The sequence below is a fragment of the Clostridioides sp. LIBA-2809 genome, from assembly GCF_056688965.1.
In genome coordinates, this window is the sequence record NZ_CP197004.1 from 180,985 (window position 1) to 199,089 (window position 18,105).

Genomic DNA, 18,105 nt, shown 5'->3' on the forward strand with positions numbered 1-18,105 from the left:
GTATTTTGTTTTATAATATTATGGTAAATTGATACATATTATAGGATATATGTTAAAAACTGGTTAAGAATGTGTTAACTACTGTTAAATTATTAAAAATATATTGAAATATCACAATAATACGTCTAATATAATCTTAATAAACTTACACTTAAAAAATTATTTTAATTAGGGGGGAGTAATGTATGTCAGGCAAGATAAATGTTAAAACTGTTATAAGTTTTGCTGGAGCTTATGTGGCTACTGTAATAGGCTCTGGATTTGCAACTGGTCAAGAAATACTGCAATTTTTTACGTTTTATGGATATGCTGGTATTATAGGTGGAATAATATCTATGGTATTATTTTCATGGTTTGGAGCAGAAGTTATAGATAAAGGAAGAGAATTGAAGCTTAAGGAGCCAATAAAGATTTATCAAGTATACTGTGGAAAATATCTTGGCACATTCTTTGAATGGTTTGGACCACTATTTTTATTTGGAACATTAGTAATAATGATTGCAGGAGCAGGAGCTACATTATCAGAGTACTATGGATTAAATCCATATGTAGGTAGGATTGGTATGGCAATCGTTTCCCTAATAACTGTTTCTTTAGGTTTGACAAGGCTTTCTAAAATACTAGGTAATATAGGTCCTATAATAATAATATTTACACTTTTAGTAGGAGCTATTAGTTTGTGTAGTAATATTGATGCTTTACCAAATGCTGGAGCTATGGTTGATAGTCTAAACATTAAAACTGCTACATCAAGTGGGTATTTCTCAGGTGTGCTTTATACTTGTTATAATGTAATAATAGTAATAACATTCTTGACAGGAATGGGTTCTTCTGCAGTAAATAAGAAAGATGCTGTGTGGGGTGGTATAATAGGTGGAGTAGCTCTTATGGCAGCAGCTATAATGATGAATTTAGCATTACTTTCAGACATAGGAAATATATATACAAAAGAGATACCAGCACTTTATTTAGCTGATAAGATATCTCCAATAATAGGTATTTTATTCTCAGTAGTTCTTTTATTAGGAATATACACTACAGCTGTACCACTATTATGGTCAGTAACTAATAGATTTGTAGAGGATGACCATCCTAAATTTAGAATGATAACAATAGTAGTAAGTATACTAGCATGTATAGGAGGTCTATTGCCATTTGATAAGCTAGTAGGAACACTATATCCGTATACAGGTTACATGGGAATTTTGATTTTACTATGTATGCTTTATAGAAGAATTACTAAAACCAATGGGTATAAGGAAAATAAATCTGAGATAAGTTAATATTAGAATAAATTTATGAAATTTAGTTTGTACTTTACACATGAAGTAATTAAAATAAAATAGTTATTAAAATATGGTACCTGTTTTCTAAGGTGCCATATTTTTTGGATGCACATTTTTTTTGTTTCTGATAAAATGTATAATAGTTGGAAATTAGGTTAAGTATAAAAATATAAAAACTTTTCTAGAACTATCATAGTCTAACATATAAAATATACTAACTTAAATGGAGCGAGTATTAGTATTTTTAGGAGATAAAAATGGAAAAATTAGAAGGAATGATAAGTGAAATAGTCTTTAAAAATGAGGACAATGGATATACAATAGCTCATCTGGTAAATGAAAAGGATGAAATTGTAATTGTAGGATGTATGCCTACTTTGGCAATTGGAGAGAGTATCGAAGTTGAAGGTAAATGGGTAAACCATAAAATTTATGGTACTCAGTTTGAAGTGAATAGTTTTATGCCAGTGACACCATCATCCTTAGAAGGAATTTATGTTTATTTATCTTCTGGAATGATACATGGTATTGGTGAAAAAATGGCTAAGAGAATAATTGATAAGTTTGGTGTAGATACACTAAATGTGATACAAAATTCACCAGAAAGACTACAAGAAGTAGAAGGTATAGGGAGTAAAAAGGTAAAACAAATAGTAAAAAGTTATGAAGAAGACAGAGAGCTTAGAAACATCATAATAGAACTATCTCCTTTTGGAATAACGCCAAATTACTGTCTAAAAATATATAAGAAATATAAAAGCAGTGCAATAGAAGTCATAAATAAAAATCCATACCAACTTGCTGAAGATATAAGAGGAATAGGATTTAAGGTGGCTGATAGTATAGCCAATAAAATTGGCATAGATAAAAATTCTAAAGATAGAGTTTGTCAGGGAATTTTATACACTTTAAATAAATCTCTAAGCAATGGACATACATATTTACCAGAGCATGTTCTAATACAAGATTCGGAAAAATTATTGGAGCTAAATGGAGAAATAATAAAAGAGTGTATAATGATGTTAGTTTATAACCAAAAAATACATATAGAGAAAGTAAACAATGAAAATCTTATATATCTTATGCCATATTATTTAGCTGAAAATGGAGTATGTAGTCAAATCGTAAAATTATCACAGTATGAATTTGAAGACTTGAAAATAGATATAGATAGTGAAATTAATATTTTAGAAGAAGATAAAAAAATCAAGTTAGCAGAAAAACAAATTTTAGCAGTCAAAGAATCTATTAATAGTGGAGTATTAATTATAACTGGTGGTCCAGGGACTGGTAAGACAACCACTATTAACTCTATCATAGAGATATTTGAGAATAATGGTAAAAGTGTGACCTTAGCAGCTCCGACGGGAAGAGCAGCAAAGAGAATGAGTGAAACTTCTGATAAAGAAGCAAAAACTATACATAGATTATTAGAAATGGGTTTTTCAACAGATGATGATTTAACTTTTTTTAAAGGTGAAGAAGACCCAATAAATTCAGATGTAATCATTGTTGATGAGGTATCAATGGTAGATATAATTTTAATGTACAATCTACTTAGAGCTATAAAGATAGGAACAAGAGTAATTTTGGTTGGAGATAGTGACCAACTACCTTCTGTAGGAGCTGGAAATGTACTTAAGGATATGATTGATTCTAATATTATAAATGTGGTTAAATTAAATAAAATATTTAGACAAGCACAAGAGAGCATGATAATTGTAAATGCTCATAAAATAAATAATGGAGAGCCGCTTTATTTAAATACAAAAGAGAAAGATTTCTTTTTTATAAGAAAATCTACCAATGAAGAAATATTAAATGAAATAATAGGATTAGTTAATGAAAGATTACCTAAATTTTATAAAGTTGATAAATTAAAAGACATACAAGTTTTATCTTCAATGAGAAAAGGAGAGTTAGGAGTTACTAATCTCAATATAGAGTTACAAAAGTATCTTAACAAAAAAGAAAAATTTAAAGTTGAAGAGAGTTTTTCTAAAAGACTCTTTAGAGTAGGCGATAAAGTAATGCAAGTAAAAAATAACTATACAAAAAAATGGGAAACAGAAGACCAAAAAGAAAGTGGAGAAGGCATCTATAATGGAGATATAGGATATGTTTATCATATAGATAAAGATAAGAAAACTATATATGTATTATTTGACCAAACTAAAATTGTATCTTATTTATATGATGAATTAGATGAAATTGACCATAGTTTCTGTACAACAATACATAAAAGTCAAGGAAGTGAATTTCCAGTTGTAGTATTACCAATAACTTGGGCTCCTCCCATGTTACTTAGCCGTAATTTGTTATATACAGCTGTAACAAGAGCAAAAAAATTAGTTGTATTGGTTGGAGATGTAAAGTATCTTGAATATATGATAAAAAATAATAGAGTGAACCAAAGGTATTCAAATTTAGGATATAAGTTGAATAAATTTAAGCGAGAAGGGTTGTTGATAGAATAAATATGAAAATATGCAATGATAATTTTATTAAGCGTTTACAAAACATGATTAATAAATGTCTGGATTTTATATATCCTGAGAATATAAGTTGCATAATTTGTGATAAATCCATAAAGAAAACAAATACTTATTCAATATGTAAAAGCTGTTTTAATGAAATGAATTTTATACAAGATGGTTGTATGAAATGTGGAAAACCAATAACACGTCATTCAATTGAAAAGGAGTTTTTTGAAGACTGTAGCTATTGTTTTAATAAAGATTTTTATTTTGATAAATCTATATCTTGCATTGAATATAATGATGTAAGCAAAAAGATAGTATTAGGACTAAAATATAATCAAAAAACATTTATGGCTAGGTATATAGCTCAGATAATGAAAGAAAAATTGTATTTGGAAAACTTAAAATTTGATTATATACTATTTGTTCCACTTCATAAAAAAAGGTTGAACAAAAGGGGATTTAATCAAGCACAAAAAATAGCGTCTAATTTAAGTAAGATACTTAATATTCCATTATTAGATTGTATAAGTAGAAAAAAATATACAAGAATGCTCTATAAATTAAACAAAAAAGAAAGAAAAGAAGAACTAAAAAATGTATTTGAAGTTAAGGAAAATATAAAATTAATAAATGATAAAAATTTACTTTTAATAGATGATATATTTACTACAGGTTTGACAACAAATGAAATTTCTAAACTTCTAAAGTTATCTGGTGCTAATAAGGTATTTGTATTGACTCTACTGACAAGAGCAAGTGATAATTATGTTATGGAATAATCTTATATGTTGACAATTTTAATTTAAAATATTAAAATGAATAAGTGATATTTAGGTCTGTGGTTGAAAGTCCAAGCCAGTCGCAGGCAAAAGGATCCACGTAAGTTAACACTAAAAATTGGGTTAATGATCATGGTGCGGCTTAGAAGTAAGACCTACCGATAATAAAATCGAGAGAGAGTAGTAGTGCGGCGAACCCAAGCGAACCCTCCAGTAGGCGAGTGTGGGGTCAAAAACCAGGTCAGCTAAATATCATATTAAAGAGAGCTAGCATAATACTTTTATGTGTAGCTCTTTTTTGTATATAATAAATTAAGGCTAAGTCATAAAGAGGTGATATATTTGAACAAAAGACAAGAAAACTTATTAACAACATTGCTATTAAAAGAAGAGTTTATAAATGTCAATGAGATTGCCAATGATTTTGAATGCTCAGAAAGGACAATAAGAAATGATTGCAAATATATTGATGAATGGTTATCTACTTTTTGTAATGCTTATATAAAAAGAAAACCTAATATAGGAGTCAAATTTAGTGGAGATGATACAGATAAAATACTAGTAAATCAGAAGTTACGAGGTGAAGTTAAAAGAGTAAATAGTGAGCTTCATAAGCAAGTTGAGATATTAAATCTACTACTTTGTAACAATAAAAAAGTCACTTTAAATGATTTATCTAATAAATTGTACATAAATAAAAATATTGTCAGAGAAGAAATAAGTAAATTATCAGTGGCATTAAATAATTATAACTTAAATGTCTCAACCAAAAAAGGTAGTGGTATATGCGTTGAAGGGGATGAGAAAGATATAAGGATAATGTTAGTATCATTCTTATTTAAATACATAGATAAATACAGGCTAAACATAGATGAGATAGAATATTTTCATATAGTAGATATAATAATTGTCAAAAATATAATGTCTACTATAGAAGATAATATGGATATAAGACTTACAGATATATCATTCAGACAACTGATGCTATTTTTACTTATAAATATAATACGAATAAGGCTAGGCAATTCTTTGAAAGTATTAAATACTAAGAAAGAGCTCAAGTTAAAAATGCTTATTTTACATATAGAAGATGAATTAAAATCCAATTTATCTATAGTATTAAATCATGAAGAAAAATTATTTATAGAATCTTTAATATTTGGTATGAATAAGCAGATAAACAGTAGTAACACTAAAAAAGCACTATATTTAAATGAAGAATTAGCAGAGTATACAAGAAAAATTATAAATTTAGTGTCAGAGGAATCAGGAATAAATTTCAATAATGATATATTGCTTTATGAGCAATTAATATGCCATTTAAATGTTACAATGCACCAAATGAAAAGTAATGTTTATTTGGAAAACCCACTATTAGATAATATAAAAACTAAGTTTTGTTTTTTATATACAGTAATATCAAATTCAATAGAAATTGAATTAAAAGGAAAACAAATAACTGAAGATGAAATAGGTTATCTTACACTTCACTTTCAAACATCTCTAGAAAGGAAATATAATAAAAGAGAATCAAATAAGAGAGCAAGCATTGTATGTCCATTTAGTTTTGGAGTGAGTATGCTATTAAAAGTAAAAATAGAAAAGAGATTTGATAATATAGAAATTGTTGAAACACTAAGAGAGGAAGATTTAAAAAGAGATAACTTTGACAAAACAATAGACTTTATAATTGCATTTCAAGAATATGAAAATATTCAAAAGCCAATTTTCATAACAACTCCATTATTTACTGATGAAGATGAGAGTAAGCTCAAAGAATTTACAAATAAAATAAAAGAAAAAGATACCTCATATAAACTTATGAACAGATTAATGATGTCTGATTATTTAATAAGGGAGTTAGAGCATGATGATATTTATGAAGCTATAACATATTTAACTAATTTATTGATTGAAAAGCATTATGCAGAAAAGGAGTATTTAGAATCTATTATAACAAGAGAAAAATCATATCCAACCAATGTTGGAAAGGGAATACTATTCCCTCATGGAGACATGAAATATATAAAGCAATCTGTATTATGTTTTGCAAGATTAAAAACACCAATAAAAATTAGAAATGGAAAAGATATAAATATTATACTTTTATTAGCTTATAAAAAGGACGATGACAGAAAAATATTTAGAGAATTATTTAAAGAAATATCTAATCTAACAGAAGATGAAGGTATGTTGGATACTCTAAGTAAATGTGATATAGCAAAAGTAAAAGATATTCTTATATAAAATTCATAGTGATTTATGGATAAGCACAAAATTTTCCAGGTGATGGAAAAAGTTGTGCATGTTTTTTTGATTTTATACGATATTATATGTTTGTAAGATATAAACTAGCTAAAAGTAGAGAAGCAATTTAGGAGGAAAAAATGGAAGAAATAGTTTTAAAGATTATAATTCATGCTGGTAATGCAAAATCCATGCTTTATGAAGCTCTTAACTGTTCAAAGGAAAACGATTTTAAAAAGGCAGATGAATTAGTTGAAAGTGCAAACGAAGAAATCTTAAAAGCACATAAAGTACAAACTGAACTTATACAAAAGGAAGCTGGAGGAAATAAGTCAGATATATCTATCTTATTAATTCACTCTCAAGACCATTTGATGACTTGTATGAGTGAGAGAAATCTTATAAAAGAAATGATTATATTAAGAAAAGAAATTCAAAAATTAAAATAAAAAGAATTAAGGGGGATTTAAAAGAATGAAAAGAAAAGTATATTTATTTTGTAGTTTTGGAATGTCAACAAGTTTGCTTGCAGGTAAGATGCAGAAGGTAGCAGATGAGCATAATTTACCAATAGAAGTAGAAGCATTCCCAATCGCAGAAATTGATAAAATAGTTGAAGAAAAGAATCCAGATTGTATATTATTAGGACCACAAGTTAAGTACATGTTAAAGGAATTAAAACCAAAGTTTGAAACTCAAGGTAAACCTATAGATATAATAAATGAAGCTGATTATGGAACTATGAATGGGGAAAAAGTATTAAAACTTGCTATAAAGTTAATAAAATCTAAACAAGCATAGAATCATAATAGAAAATAATTGGAAATGAGGGTGGATAGATGAATAAATTGGAAAGAATACTTATGCCATTGGCTGAGAAAATAGGTAAAAATAAATTATTAATTGCAATTAGAGATGGTTTTTTAGTATCATCACCATTATTAATAATAGGTTCATTATTTTTATTAGTAGCAAATTTTCCGATAAAAGGATGGGATGAATTTGTAGGTCAAATTTTTGGTTCAGATTGGGCTGTCAAATTACAACAACCAACTGTAGCAACATTTGAAGTAATGACTCTACTTGCAGTTTTAGGAATTGGATATTCTTATGCAAAACAAATAGATGTAGACCCAATAGCATCAGCGGCAGTTGCAATAGTTGCTTTTTTTATAGTAACACCATTTGTAATACCATATACACCAGAGGGAACAACATCAGTCTATATGGTAACAGGTATACCACTAGGGTGGATGGGTTCTAAAGGAATGTTTGTAGGTATGATAACAGCAATAACTTCTGTAAAATTGTTTGCAGCAGTTGTCAAAAAAGGATGGACATTAAAAATGCCAGATGGAGTTCCTCCAACTGTATCAAAATCATTTGCTGCGTTAATACCAAGTGCAATAGTTATGATAGTCTTCTTCTTAGTTAAGATAGCCTTTGAAGCTACACCATATGGAAGTATACATGAATTTATATTTAAATTTTTACAGATGCCATTATTAAAACTAGGAAATAGCTTAGGTGCAATGGCAATCGCCTACATATTCTTACACTTATTCTGGTTCTTTGGAATAAATGGAAGCAGTGTTGTTGGAGCTGTGTATAATCCTATATTAAAAATTTTATCAGCTGAAAATTTAGCTGCATTCCAAGCTGGTTCAAAAATACCAAACATAATAACTGGTCAATTCCAAGATATGTTTGCAACATTTGGAGGAGCAGGTAGTACATTATCATTAGTTATAGCTATGTTATTAATATGTAAAAGTAAACGTATAAAATCAATGGGAAAATTGTCAATTTTACCAGGAATATTTGGTATAAATGAACCATTGATATTTGGTCTACCAATAATGCTTAACCCAATATTATTGATACCATTTGCAATAGTTCCAACAATAAATATAATAATAGCTTATTTCTGTATGTCAGCAGGTTTAGTGCCACTTACAAATGGAGTTCAATTACCATGGACAACTCCAATTATATTCTCTGGCTTTCTAACAACAGGATGGCAAGGGGCTATTTTACAATTAGCACTTCTTGTACTAGGAATATTTATGTATATGCCATTTATAAAAATGCTAGATAGACAATATTTGAAAGAAGAAAAGACAAATGTTGAAGAGGAAGATGATGATATATCTTTTGATGATTTAGTATTATAGGAGGAAGATTATGAAAAAAATAGTTATGATATTGGACCAAATACAAGCTGGTGCTGGAGGAAAAGAAAAAAACAATATACCTCCTGCTGGAAAATCAAGCCCATTAGGTCCAGGTATAATGATGGAACCATTTTTAGATGAGTCTAAAGTAATAGCTACATTATTTTGTGGAGACGAATTTTTTATAAATAACGAAGAGGATGTGACAAACAAAATGATAGCAATGGTAAAAAAATTAAACCCTGATGTAGTAATTTGTGGACCAAGTTTTAATTATGAAAATTTTTCTAAGATGTCAGCTATATTATGTAAAAATATAAATGATAAGACTAATATATCAGCATTTGCAGCTATGTCAGAAGAAAATATAGATATAATAAACGAATATAAAAATGATATATGCATAGTTAAGACACCAAAAAAAGGTGGAATTGGACTTAATGATTCACTAAACAACATATGTAAATTAGCAAAATCAATGGCAAATAAAGAGGATATAACTTTGATGAAAGAAGAGTTTTGTTATTAATTAGTGTTCTAATGTTAACAAGCTTAAATAATATACTATTTATAATAAAAATAGATTAGTAAAATCTATATAATAAGGAGGGGAATTTTGACATGTGGGGAATGATAGCGACCTGGAGAATGGCTCTAGAAGGTATAACTGAGGCATCAGAGCGTTTAGAAAAAGGTATGGAAGCAGGAGATGCCGTAGAACTTGCTGTAAGAAGAGTTGAAGATTATCCATTTTATAAATCAGTTGGCTATGGAGGACTTCCAAATGAAAACTGTGAGGTAGAGCTTGATGCTGCATTTATGGATGGTAATACATTAGATATTGGGGCAGTTGCTGGTATAAGGGATTATTCTAATCCTGTAAGTATAGCTAGAAAGTTAAGTTATGAGAAGGTAAATAATTTCTTGGTTGGAATAGGTGCTGAAGAATATGCTCATAAAAATGGATTTGAAAGAAAAAATATGTTGACTGATAGAGCAAAGTTGCATTATAAAAAGAGAAAAAAAGAAACTCTAGACAAGGGGTTAAGCCCATATGCTGGTCATGATACTGTTGGCATGATATCTTTAGACAAAAATGGTAAGATGTGTGCAGCTACTTCAACGAGTGGATTATTTATGAAAAAAAGAGGCAGAATAGGAGATTCTGCACTATCTGGTTCGGGATTTTTTGTTGATAGTAGTATAGGAGGAGCTACAGCTACTGGTCTAGGAGAAGACCTAATGAAGGGATGTATATCTTATGAGATAGTTAGACTTATGAAAGAAGGTAAGCATCCACAAGAAGCTTGTGATATAGCAGTAAATGAATTGGATGAACAACTTATCAAAAAAAGAGGAAAAGCTGGTGATTTATCATTAGTTGCCATGAATAATAAGGGTGAATGGGGAGTAGCTACAAACATAGCAGACTTTACTTTTTCAGTAGTAACTGAGGAAGAGGCTCCTACAGTCTATATTTCAAATAGAGTAGATGGTAAGACTATACATAAGGTTATATCAAATGAATGGATGGAAGCATATGAAGCTAGAATAAAAGCTCCAATAGAAGTGAAAGAATAAATCAGTCATATAATAAAGTAGAGTTTTTTATAATAAGGAGATTTTTATGAATATCATAAATAATAAAGTAGATGAATTAAAAGAAGATTTATTAAGTGATATTATAGATATTGTAAAAATACCTAGTGTAAAAGGGGAGTCAGAAAATGGCTTCCCTTTTGGTGAAAAAGTAGGTAAAGCACTTAATAAAGCATTAGAAATTTCAGAAAAATTGGGATTTAAGGTTAGAAATTTAGATAATTATATTGGGTATGCAGAATATGGAGAGAGTGAAGATTATGTTTGTGTAATTGGTCATGTAGATGTTGTACATGAAGGCGAAGATTGGGAGTATCAGCCTTATGAAGGGGAAAAAGCCAATGGGAGAATTTATGGTAGAGGGGTATTAGATAATAAAGGACCCATAATATCTGCTTTATATGGATTGTATGCTATTAAAGAATTGGATTTAAAACTAGATAAAAAAGTTAGGATAATATTTGGTACAAATGAAGAAAGTGGATTTGAAGATATACCATATTATTTAGAAAAAGAAAAAGCCCCTCTTATGGGATTTACACCAGACTGTAAGTATCCTGTTGTATATGGTGAAAAAGGAATGGCAAGGATTAGAATCAAAAGTAAAAACATCTATGAAGAAGACACATTCTTAGGTTTTATAGAAAACCTATCTGAAAATGTGCTTGTTACATATAAGGAGTTAAGTAAAAAAGATGGTGATATTATATTAGATATAAAGATAAAATATGATTTTAGCTATAAACTAAGAAATGTGTTAGATGAAATAAGATGCAGTTTTCCAAGTAGCATTGAGATAGAAGTAATTTCTAATTTTAATCCAGTATATTTTGATTGAAAAATAGCTACGCACACTTGTGACTTTAGTCATGAGTTAGTAGCTAAAGTAGTCAGCATATAGGGAAACTTATATGTAGAGATAGGAGAGAACCTATCCAATACTACTTGAATTGCTGGAAACCCCTAAAGCTAACCAAACTAAAACATAAGGATGAAATAAACCTAAGTGTGAAAGTTACGAAAGTAGAAAAAATTGGTTAGATGGTATAAGGTTAAACCCTAAGTACTTTAAAATGGGCAATCAGCAGGTAAGCTCCGAATAGGAGAAACTTCAACGACTATTCCTCTTGAGGGAAGTACACTACAAGCTATTGGTAGTGGAAGTGGGTAGACCTTAACGGATAATGCCGAAGGATAAGATATAGTCTGTGCTTGCATGAAAATGTAAGAAGTTCATAAGAGAACTGCATAGGTAGTAGCGAACTTATGTGAACGACAACCTCAAAAATGATAAAAGTTAGGACTTACGGTTCTTAAATATGTTATTTAGAAATAAATATAAAAACCTTCTAAATAATTGTTTTAAATAATTACGTTTGTTAATATTATAATGGGTGATGAAAAATAGAAGTTACTCGGATATGTATATTAATAATCATAAAAAACAATTAAAGTGAGGTGATAGTAGTGGAAAAAGCTTATAAGTTTAGAATGTATCCAAATAAAAAACAGCAAGAGTTAATTAACAAAACTTTTGGATGTTGTAGATTTGTATATAATAAGTATCTTGCTAAAAAAATAGAAGTTTATGAAAACTATAAAGAAACTTTTACTTATAAACAGTGTAGTTCTGATTTGACCAATTTAAAAAGAGAATTAGAGTGGCTTAAAGAACCTGACAAATTTTCACTACAAAACACCTTAAAAGATTTAGAAAACGCATATAAAAAATTCTTTAAAGAAAATACAGGATTTCCTAAATTTAAATCAAAGAAAACTAATAGATTTTCATATAGAACTAACTTTACAAATGGAAATATTATGTACTTTAGTCAATATATAAAATTACCTAAACTTGGAATGGTTAAAGTAAGGGATAAACAGGTACCTCAAGGGAGAATACTTAATGCTACTGTATCCAAAGAGCCAAGTGGTAAATATTATGTATCACTATGTTGTACTGATATAGATATTAAAGCTTTTAAAAATACTAATAATCAGATAGGTTTAGATTTAGGAATTAAAGAATTTTGTATCTCAAGTTGTGGACAATTTATAGAAAATCCTAAGTATCTTCAGAAGTCATTAAACAAACTTGCTAAATTACAAAGAGAACTATCGAGAAAAACAATTGGTAGTTTAAATAGAAATAAAGCAAGGTTAAAAGTTGCAAGACTTCAAGAACATATAGCTAATCAAAGGAAGGATTTTCTACAAAAACTATCTACTAAATTAATACGAGAGAATGATATTATTTGCATAGAAGATTTACAAGTAAAGAATATGACTAGAAATCATAAATTATCTCGCTTAATTTCTGATGTGTCATGGTCAGAATTTGTTCGTCAATTAGAATATAAGGCTAATTGGTATGGTAGACAAATTGTAAAGGCAGGTAAATTCTTTGCAAGTTCACAAATATGTAATAAATGTGGGTACAAAAACGAGGAAATGAAGAATTTAAGTATAAGAGAATGGGTTTGTCCTTGTTGTAATGAAACTCACGATAGAGATATAAATGCGAGTATAAATATATTAAAAGAAGGATTAAGACTAATAACAATTTAAAATAGATAACGTATGTAAGAACCGTAGGAACTACGGGGATAGCCTGTGGAGAGTTTGTAAGACATATTTTAGTATGCAAAATTCTATGAGGTAGGAACCCTGTGACTTTAGTCATGGGAGGTTCAGAAAGAGAGTAAGCTTATTAAAAAGCTTCAGCTAGCTTATGAAAGAGTAACATTATTAGATGGGACTCCAGTAACAACTAATGGAGGTACATATGCAAAAGTAATGCCAAATATAGTCCCATTTGGACCTTCATTTCCAGGACAAAAAGGAATAGCTCATAATCCTGATGAATATATGGACATAGAAGATATAATTTTAAATGCAAAGATATTTGCAAACGCAATATATGAATTGGCAAAGGAGTAATTATGTTAGAGATAATAGGAATGACAGTAGAAGACGCTAAAATAATAGAAGATTGTGGCGCAGATAGAATAGAGTTAGTTAGTGCTTTAACTGAAGGTGGATTGACACCAAGCTTTGGTCTTATAGAAAGGGTTGTTAACAGTGTAAAGATACCTGTGAACGTAATGATAAGACATCATGCAAAAAGTTTTACTTATAGTGAGGAAGATATAGGCATAATGCAAAAAGATATAAGTATAATTAAAGAGATTGGTGCTAATGGAGTTGTATTTGGTATGTTAGATAAAGATAATAACATAGATGAAAAAAATTTAAATGTTTTATTGGAATGTTGCGATAATCTTGATGTTACATTTCATAGAGCTATAGATGAATCAAATATAATGGATAGTATCAAAATTTTGAAGGATTATGATAAAATTACAAATATATTAACATCAGGTGGAAGGGGAAGTATAGTTGATAACATACAAATAATAAAGAATATGATGTTTGGTTCTAATCATATAAAAATTCTTTTAGGTGGGGGACTTAATTTCAATAATATAGAGAAGATAAAAGAATCAACTAAAGCAAGCAATTTTCATTTTGGTACAGCTATTAGAATAAATAACAATCCTTTTGAAGATATAGATAGACAAAAACTTAAAAAGCTCGTAAATATGATTTCAAGATAGTATAAACATAAAATACTAAACCTAAATAAAGAGTGTGAGTTAATTATAATTTGGGTATATGCATGATAATAGGTATTAAGCATGAAATTATTGTTGTAAGTGGTTTATTACTTTTATATAGTCTTGAATACTAATAATGAAAGAAAAAATAGGATATGGAGGTTTTAGAGGGTTTATATTTATAAAAAATTTATAAAAGATAAACGGCATATAATACATATAATTTCCTAAAATTACCAACTTATGACATGAATTCACATATTAATAAACAATTAATGGAGATATTTGTGGATAGAAATAGTGGTAAAAATAGCTTTAAATAAACAAAAACAAGAGTTATTAACAGTTTTATCCACATTATCCACAGGTAGTTGTGATAATATTAATCCACATGAGTATTAAGATAACTAAAAATGAGAAATAATTCTATCAATTGAATAGAAAAAATCATAAAAGTTAATAATAAAAAGAGGATTATGAGAGTTCGTGTAGAATATATTACTAAAGTATAAATTTTCTTATACTGGCATAATTGAAGGGAGATGTACTTATGAACATAATTATATCTGGAAAACAAATCGAATTAACTGATGCAATAAAAAGTAAAATCGAAAGCAAACTAAGTAAGTTAGATAATTACATTCATCCAGACACTGATGTAAAAGTTACAGTAAGTGCTAAAAAAGCAAGACAAAAAATAGAGGTAACAATAGCTACTGTAAATGGACCTATAATTAGAGCAGAAGATATGCAGGAAAATTTATACACAGCTATAGATGTTGTATATGATAAATTAAGTAAACAATTAAAAAAATATAAAAAGAGATTACAAGATAAACATAAAGACAACAAGAGTATAAGATTCCAAGATGCAGAAATAAATCTAGCTGATGATCAAGTGGACTATGAAGATGAAAATCAAGAATTAGTAATTCAAAGACGTAAGAAATTTAGTGTTAAGCCAATGAGCGAAGAAGAAGCTGTATTACAGATGGAGTTAATAGGACATGATTTTTACATGTTCAAGAATATAGATTCAGATGAAATAGCAGTAGTTTATAAGCGTCATAATGGTGGATATGGTATAATAGAACATGAATAAAGCAATTTAGATTTAATCATATTAGCTATCGATAAATAAATTATCGATAGCTTTTTAAATTAATATTAAAAGTATAGTTTTTATGGTAAAATGAATAATAGTACAATAAAGAACGAGGAGAGATGTAAAATATGAGCTTTATGGATAATTTATTCAACATGGCAGATAAAAAAGAATTAAAAAAGTTCAATAAAACTGTTGATATAATAGATTCATTAGAACCTAAATTTGAATCTATGGCAGACTCGGAACTTAAAAATATGACAAATATATTTAAAGAAAGATTAGCAAATAATGAAAGTATAGATGATATACTTCCAGAAGCTTTTGCAGTAGTTAGAGAAGTTTCTAAGAGAGTGTTAGGACTTAGACACTATAGAGTCCAAATGGTTGGAGGTATAGTGTTACATCAAGGAAGAATAGCCGAGATGAAAACAGGTGAAGGTAAAACTTTGGTTGCAACTGCTCCTGTTTATTTGAATGCCCTTACAGGAAAAGGTGTACATGTTGTAACAGTAAATGATTACCTTGCAAAACGTGATAGAGACCAAATGGCAAAAATATATGAATTTTTAGGAATGAGTGTAGGGGTTATTGTGCATGGTCAAAATCCAAAAGTTAGAAAAGAGCAATATGATTGTGATATAACTTATGGTACAAATAATGAGTATGGATTTGATTACTTAAAGGACAATATGGTAATACACAAAGAGCAAAGAGTTCAAAGAGGATTAAATTATGCTATAGTGGATGAGGTCGATTCTATACTAATAGATGAAGCTAGAACACCTCTTATCATATCTGGACCTGGAGATAAATCAACTCACTTATATTCAGATGCAAATACATTTGTCTTAACACTAAAACCAGATGATTACGAATTAGAAGAAAAAGATAAGGCGGTATCTCTAACAGCATCAGGTATACAAAAGGCAGAAGTATATTTTAACGTTGATAACATAACAGATATATCTCATACAGAGTTATATCATCATATAAATCAAGCTTTAAGAGCACATGTAATAATGAAGAAAGATGTTGATTATGTTGCTAAAGATGGAGAAATAGTAATAGTTGATGAGTTTACTGGTAGACTTATGTTTGGTAGAAGATATTCAGAAGGTTTACATCAAGCAATAGAAGCTAAAGAAGGTCTTAAAATACAAAGAGAATCTAAAACACTAGCTACTGTAACATTCCAAAACTACTTTAGAATGTATAAAAAACTTTCTGGTATGACTGGTACAGCAAAAACAGAAGAAGAAGAGTTTAAAGCAATCTATAAAATGGATGTTTTCCAAGTACCTACCAATAAACTTATGGTAAGAGAAGATTTACCAGACTCTGTATACAAAAGTGAAATAGGTAAATTCAATGCTGTGGCACAAGAGATAATTGAAAGACATAAAGTTAATCAGCCAATACTTGTAGGTACAGTATCAATAGAAAAGTCAGAATTATTATCACAAATACTAAAGAAAAAAGGCATTAAACATGAAGTATTAAATGCTAAGCATCATGATAAAGAAGCAGAGATAATAGCACAAGCTGGTAGACTTGGAGCTGTTACAATAGCTACAAATATGGCTGGTCGTGGTACAGATATAGTTTTAGGTGGAAACCCAGATTTCTTAACTAAGAGAGAAATGAGAAGAAATGGATTTAAAGAGGAAATAGTAAACAGAGTAGATACTCCAATAGAAGGGATACCTGTAAAAGGTAATGAAACTCTATTTGAAGCTAGAGCAGAGTATGAAAAACTATTTGAAAAGTTTAAACAACAAACACAAGAAGAACAAAAACAAGTTGTAGAAGCAGGTGGACTTGCTATAATTGGTACAGAGAGACATGAATCTCGAAGAATAGATAACCAGTTGAGAGGTCGTGCTGGTCGTCAAGGTGACCCAGGTAGTTCAAGATTTTATATAGGTCTTGATGATGACCTTATGAGATTGTTTGGAAGTGATAGGATATCTGGAATTGTAGATAAGATAGGTCTTGAAGAAGATATGCCGATAGAACATAGAATATTATCTAAATCTATTGAAGGAGCACAAAAGAAAGTCGAAGGTAAAAACTTTGGTATAAGAAAACATGTACTTCAATATGATGATGTTATGAATAAACAAAGAGAAATAATATATGCAGAAAGAAAACGTGTATTAGAGGGTGAAGATTTACAAGAACAAATACAATCAATGACTCATTCTATAATAGAAGAGGCAGTGACTCTTTATACACAAGATAAAGGGTTTGATGAAGACGGATTTAAAGAGCATATGTATAATCTGTTCTTACCAAAAGGTAGCATAGAAATACCAGAAATAGAAAAGCTTAATCCAGTTGAAATAACAGAGAAAGTTTACGAAATAGCTATGAAGATATACACTTCAAAAGAAGAACAAGTAGGCTATGAAAGAATGAGAGAGGTTGAGAGAGTAATCTTACTTCAAGCTGTTGATAATCATTGGATAGACCATATAGATGCTATGGACCAATTACGTCAAGGTATTGGACTTCGTGCTGTAGGTCAGCAAGACCCAGTAATTGCTTATAAAATGGAAGGTTTTGATATGTTTGATGAAATGAATAAACATATCAAAGAAGATACTGTAAGATATTTATTTAATATAACAATAGAAACTCCAGTGGAAAGAAAAGCAGTTGTAGATGTTGAAAATTTATCTTCACCATCAGATGGAACGCTTCCAACAAGCAAAACGGTTAAAAAAGATGAAAAAGTTGGAAGAAATGACTTATGTCCTTGTGGAAGTGGTAAAAAATATAAAAACTGTTGTGGTAGATAATCTTGGAGGAT

At 29.1% G+C, this 18,105-nt stretch carries 14 protein-coding genes and 1 pseudogene; all 15 read left to right on the forward strand.

Features of this window, described 5'->3' with window-relative positions; genetic code table 11:
- Positions 1–185: 185 nt before the first annotated feature.
- The 15 genes and pseudogenes from ACTG44_RS01215 to secA all read left to right on the forward strand — a co-directional run bounded on the left by ACTG44_RS01215 (position 186) and on the right by secA (position 18,094).
- Positions 186–1,283 carry a YkvI family membrane protein gene (locus tag ACTG44_RS01215; RefSeq protein ID WP_479921120.1) on the forward strand — a complete coding sequence of 366 codons (1,098 nt, stop codon included), beginning with the start codon at positions 186–188 and terminating at the stop codon, positions 1,281–1,283.
- Between the two features lie 260 nt (positions 1,284–1,543).
- Positions 1,544–3,763, forward strand: coding sequence for an SF1B family DNA helicase RecD2 (gene recD2 / locus ACTG44_RS01220; RefSeq protein WP_479921121.1), 2,220 nt, complete (start codon positions 1,544–1,546; stop codon positions 3,761–3,763).
- A 44-nt stretch (positions 3,764–3,807) separates the two neighbouring features.
- Positions 3,808–4,548, forward strand: a complete 741-nt coding sequence (locus ACTG44_RS01225) for a ComF family protein (RefSeq protein ID WP_021382537.1) — start codon at positions 3,808–3,810, stop codon at positions 4,546–4,548.
- Between the two features lie 333 nt (positions 4,549–4,881).
- Positions 4,882–6,795: a BglG family transcription antiterminator gene (locus tag ACTG44_RS01230; protein ID WP_479921122.1), complete on the forward strand. Its 1,914-nt coding sequence runs from the start codon at positions 4,882–4,884 to the stop codon at positions 6,793–6,795.
- A 140-nt stretch (positions 6,796–6,935) separates the two neighbouring features.
- Complete coding sequence (locus ACTG44_RS01235) at positions 6,936–7,244, forward strand: PTS lactose/cellobiose transporter subunit IIA (protein ID WP_021382549.1); 309 nt, start codon at positions 6,936–6,938, stop codon at positions 7,242–7,244.
- Between the two features lie 25 nt (positions 7,245–7,269).
- Entirely contained in the window at positions 7,270–7,596 is a 327-nt protein-coding gene (locus ACTG44_RS01240; protein ID WP_479917885.1) for a PTS sugar transporter subunit IIB, read from the forward strand.
- 38 nt (positions 7,597–7,634) lie between these two features.
- Positions 7,635–8,969 carry a PTS cellobiose transporter subunit IIC gene (gene celB, locus ACTG44_RS01245; RefSeq protein ID WP_479921123.1) on the forward strand — a complete coding sequence of 445 codons (1,335 nt, stop codon included), beginning with the start codon at positions 7,635–7,637 and terminating at the stop codon, positions 8,967–8,969.
- A 10-nt stretch (positions 8,970–8,979) separates the two neighbouring features.
- On the forward strand, positions 8,980–9,498 hold the full coding sequence (locus ACTG44_RS01250) for a GrdB-related putative oxidoreductase (protein WP_021382556.1): 519 nt from the start codon (positions 8,980–8,982) through the stop codon (positions 9,496–9,498).
- Between the two features lie 101 nt (positions 9,499–9,599).
- Complete coding sequence (locus ACTG44_RS01255; protein WP_479921124.1) at positions 9,600–10,550, forward strand: glycosylasparaginase; 951 nt, start codon at positions 9,600–9,602, stop codon at positions 10,548–10,550.
- Positions 10,551–10,596: 46 nt separating this feature from the next.
- Positions 10,597–11,406, forward strand: a complete 810-nt coding sequence (locus ACTG44_RS01260) for a Sapep family Mn(2+)-dependent dipeptidase (RefSeq protein ID WP_479921125.1) — start codon at positions 10,597–10,599, stop codon at positions 11,404–11,406.
- Between the two features lie 620 nt (positions 11,407–12,026).
- Complete coding sequence (gene tnpB, locus ACTG44_RS01265; RefSeq protein WP_479921126.1) at positions 12,027–13,136, forward strand: IS200/IS605 family element RNA-guided endonuclease TnpB; 1,110 nt, start codon at positions 12,027–12,029, stop codon at positions 13,134–13,136.
- A gap of 135 nt (positions 13,137–13,271) precedes the next feature.
- Positions 13,272–13,508 (forward strand): annotated as a pseudogene (locus ACTG44_RS01270) (M20/M25/M40 family metallo-hydrolase); the annotation flags it as partial.
- Between the two features lie 2 nt (positions 13,509–13,510).
- Positions 13,511–14,185, forward strand: a complete 675-nt coding sequence (locus ACTG44_RS01275; protein ID WP_021382572.1) for a copper homeostasis protein CutC — start codon at positions 13,511–13,513, stop codon at positions 14,183–14,185.
- Between the two features lie 550 nt (positions 14,186–14,735).
- Positions 14,736–15,287, forward strand: a complete 552-nt coding sequence (gene hpf / locus ACTG44_RS01280; RefSeq protein ID WP_021382565.1) for a ribosome hibernation-promoting factor, HPF/YfiA family — start codon at positions 14,736–14,738, stop codon at positions 15,285–15,287.
- Between the two features lie 131 nt (positions 15,288–15,418).
- On the forward strand, positions 15,419–18,094 hold the full coding sequence (gene secA / locus ACTG44_RS01285; protein ID WP_479921127.1) for a preprotein translocase subunit SecA: 2,676 nt from the start codon (positions 15,419–15,421) through the stop codon (positions 18,092–18,094).
- The last annotated feature ends 11 nt before the right edge of the window (positions 18,095–18,105 follow it).

Coding starts and splice junctions, on each gene's coding strand:
- ACTG44_RS01215 (WP_479921120.1), top strand. CDS start 186: ATGTCAGGCAAGATAAATGTTAAAACTGTTATAAGTTTTGCTGGAGCT.
- recD2 (WP_479921121.1), top strand. CDS start 1,544: ATGGAAAAATTAGAAGGAATGATAAGTGAAATAGTCTTTAAAAATGAG.
- ACTG44_RS01225 (WP_021382537.1), top strand. CDS start 3,808: ATGATTAATAAATGTCTGGATTTTATATATCCTGAGAATATAAGTTGC.
- ACTG44_RS01235 (WP_021382549.1), top strand. CDS start 6,936: ATGGAAGAAATAGTTTTAAAGATTATAATTCATGCTGGTAATGCAAAA.
- ACTG44_RS01240 (WP_479917885.1), top strand. CDS start 7,270: ATGAAAAGAAAAGTATATTTATTTTGTAGTTTTGGAATGTCAACAAGT.
- celB (WP_479921123.1), top strand. CDS start 7,635: ATGAATAAATTGGAAAGAATACTTATGCCATTGGCTGAGAAAATAGGT.
- ACTG44_RS01250 (WP_021382556.1), top strand. CDS start 8,980: ATGAAAAAAATAGTTATGATATTGGACCAAATACAAGCTGGTGCTGGA.
- ACTG44_RS01255 (WP_479921124.1), top strand. CDS start 9,600: ATGATAGCGACCTGGAGAATGGCTCTAGAAGGTATAACTGAGGCATCA.
- ACTG44_RS01260 (WP_479921125.1), top strand. CDS start 10,597: ATGAATATCATAAATAATAAAGTAGATGAATTAAAAGAAGATTTATTA.
- ACTG44_RS01275 (WP_021382572.1), top strand. CDS start 13,511: ATGTTAGAGATAATAGGAATGACAGTAGAAGACGCTAAAATAATAGAA.
- hpf (WP_021382565.1), top strand. CDS start 14,736: ATGAACATAATTATATCTGGAAAACAAATCGAATTAACTGATGCAATA.
- secA (WP_479921127.1), top strand. CDS start 15,419: ATGAGCTTTATGGATAATTTATTCAACATGGCAGATAAAAAAGAATTA.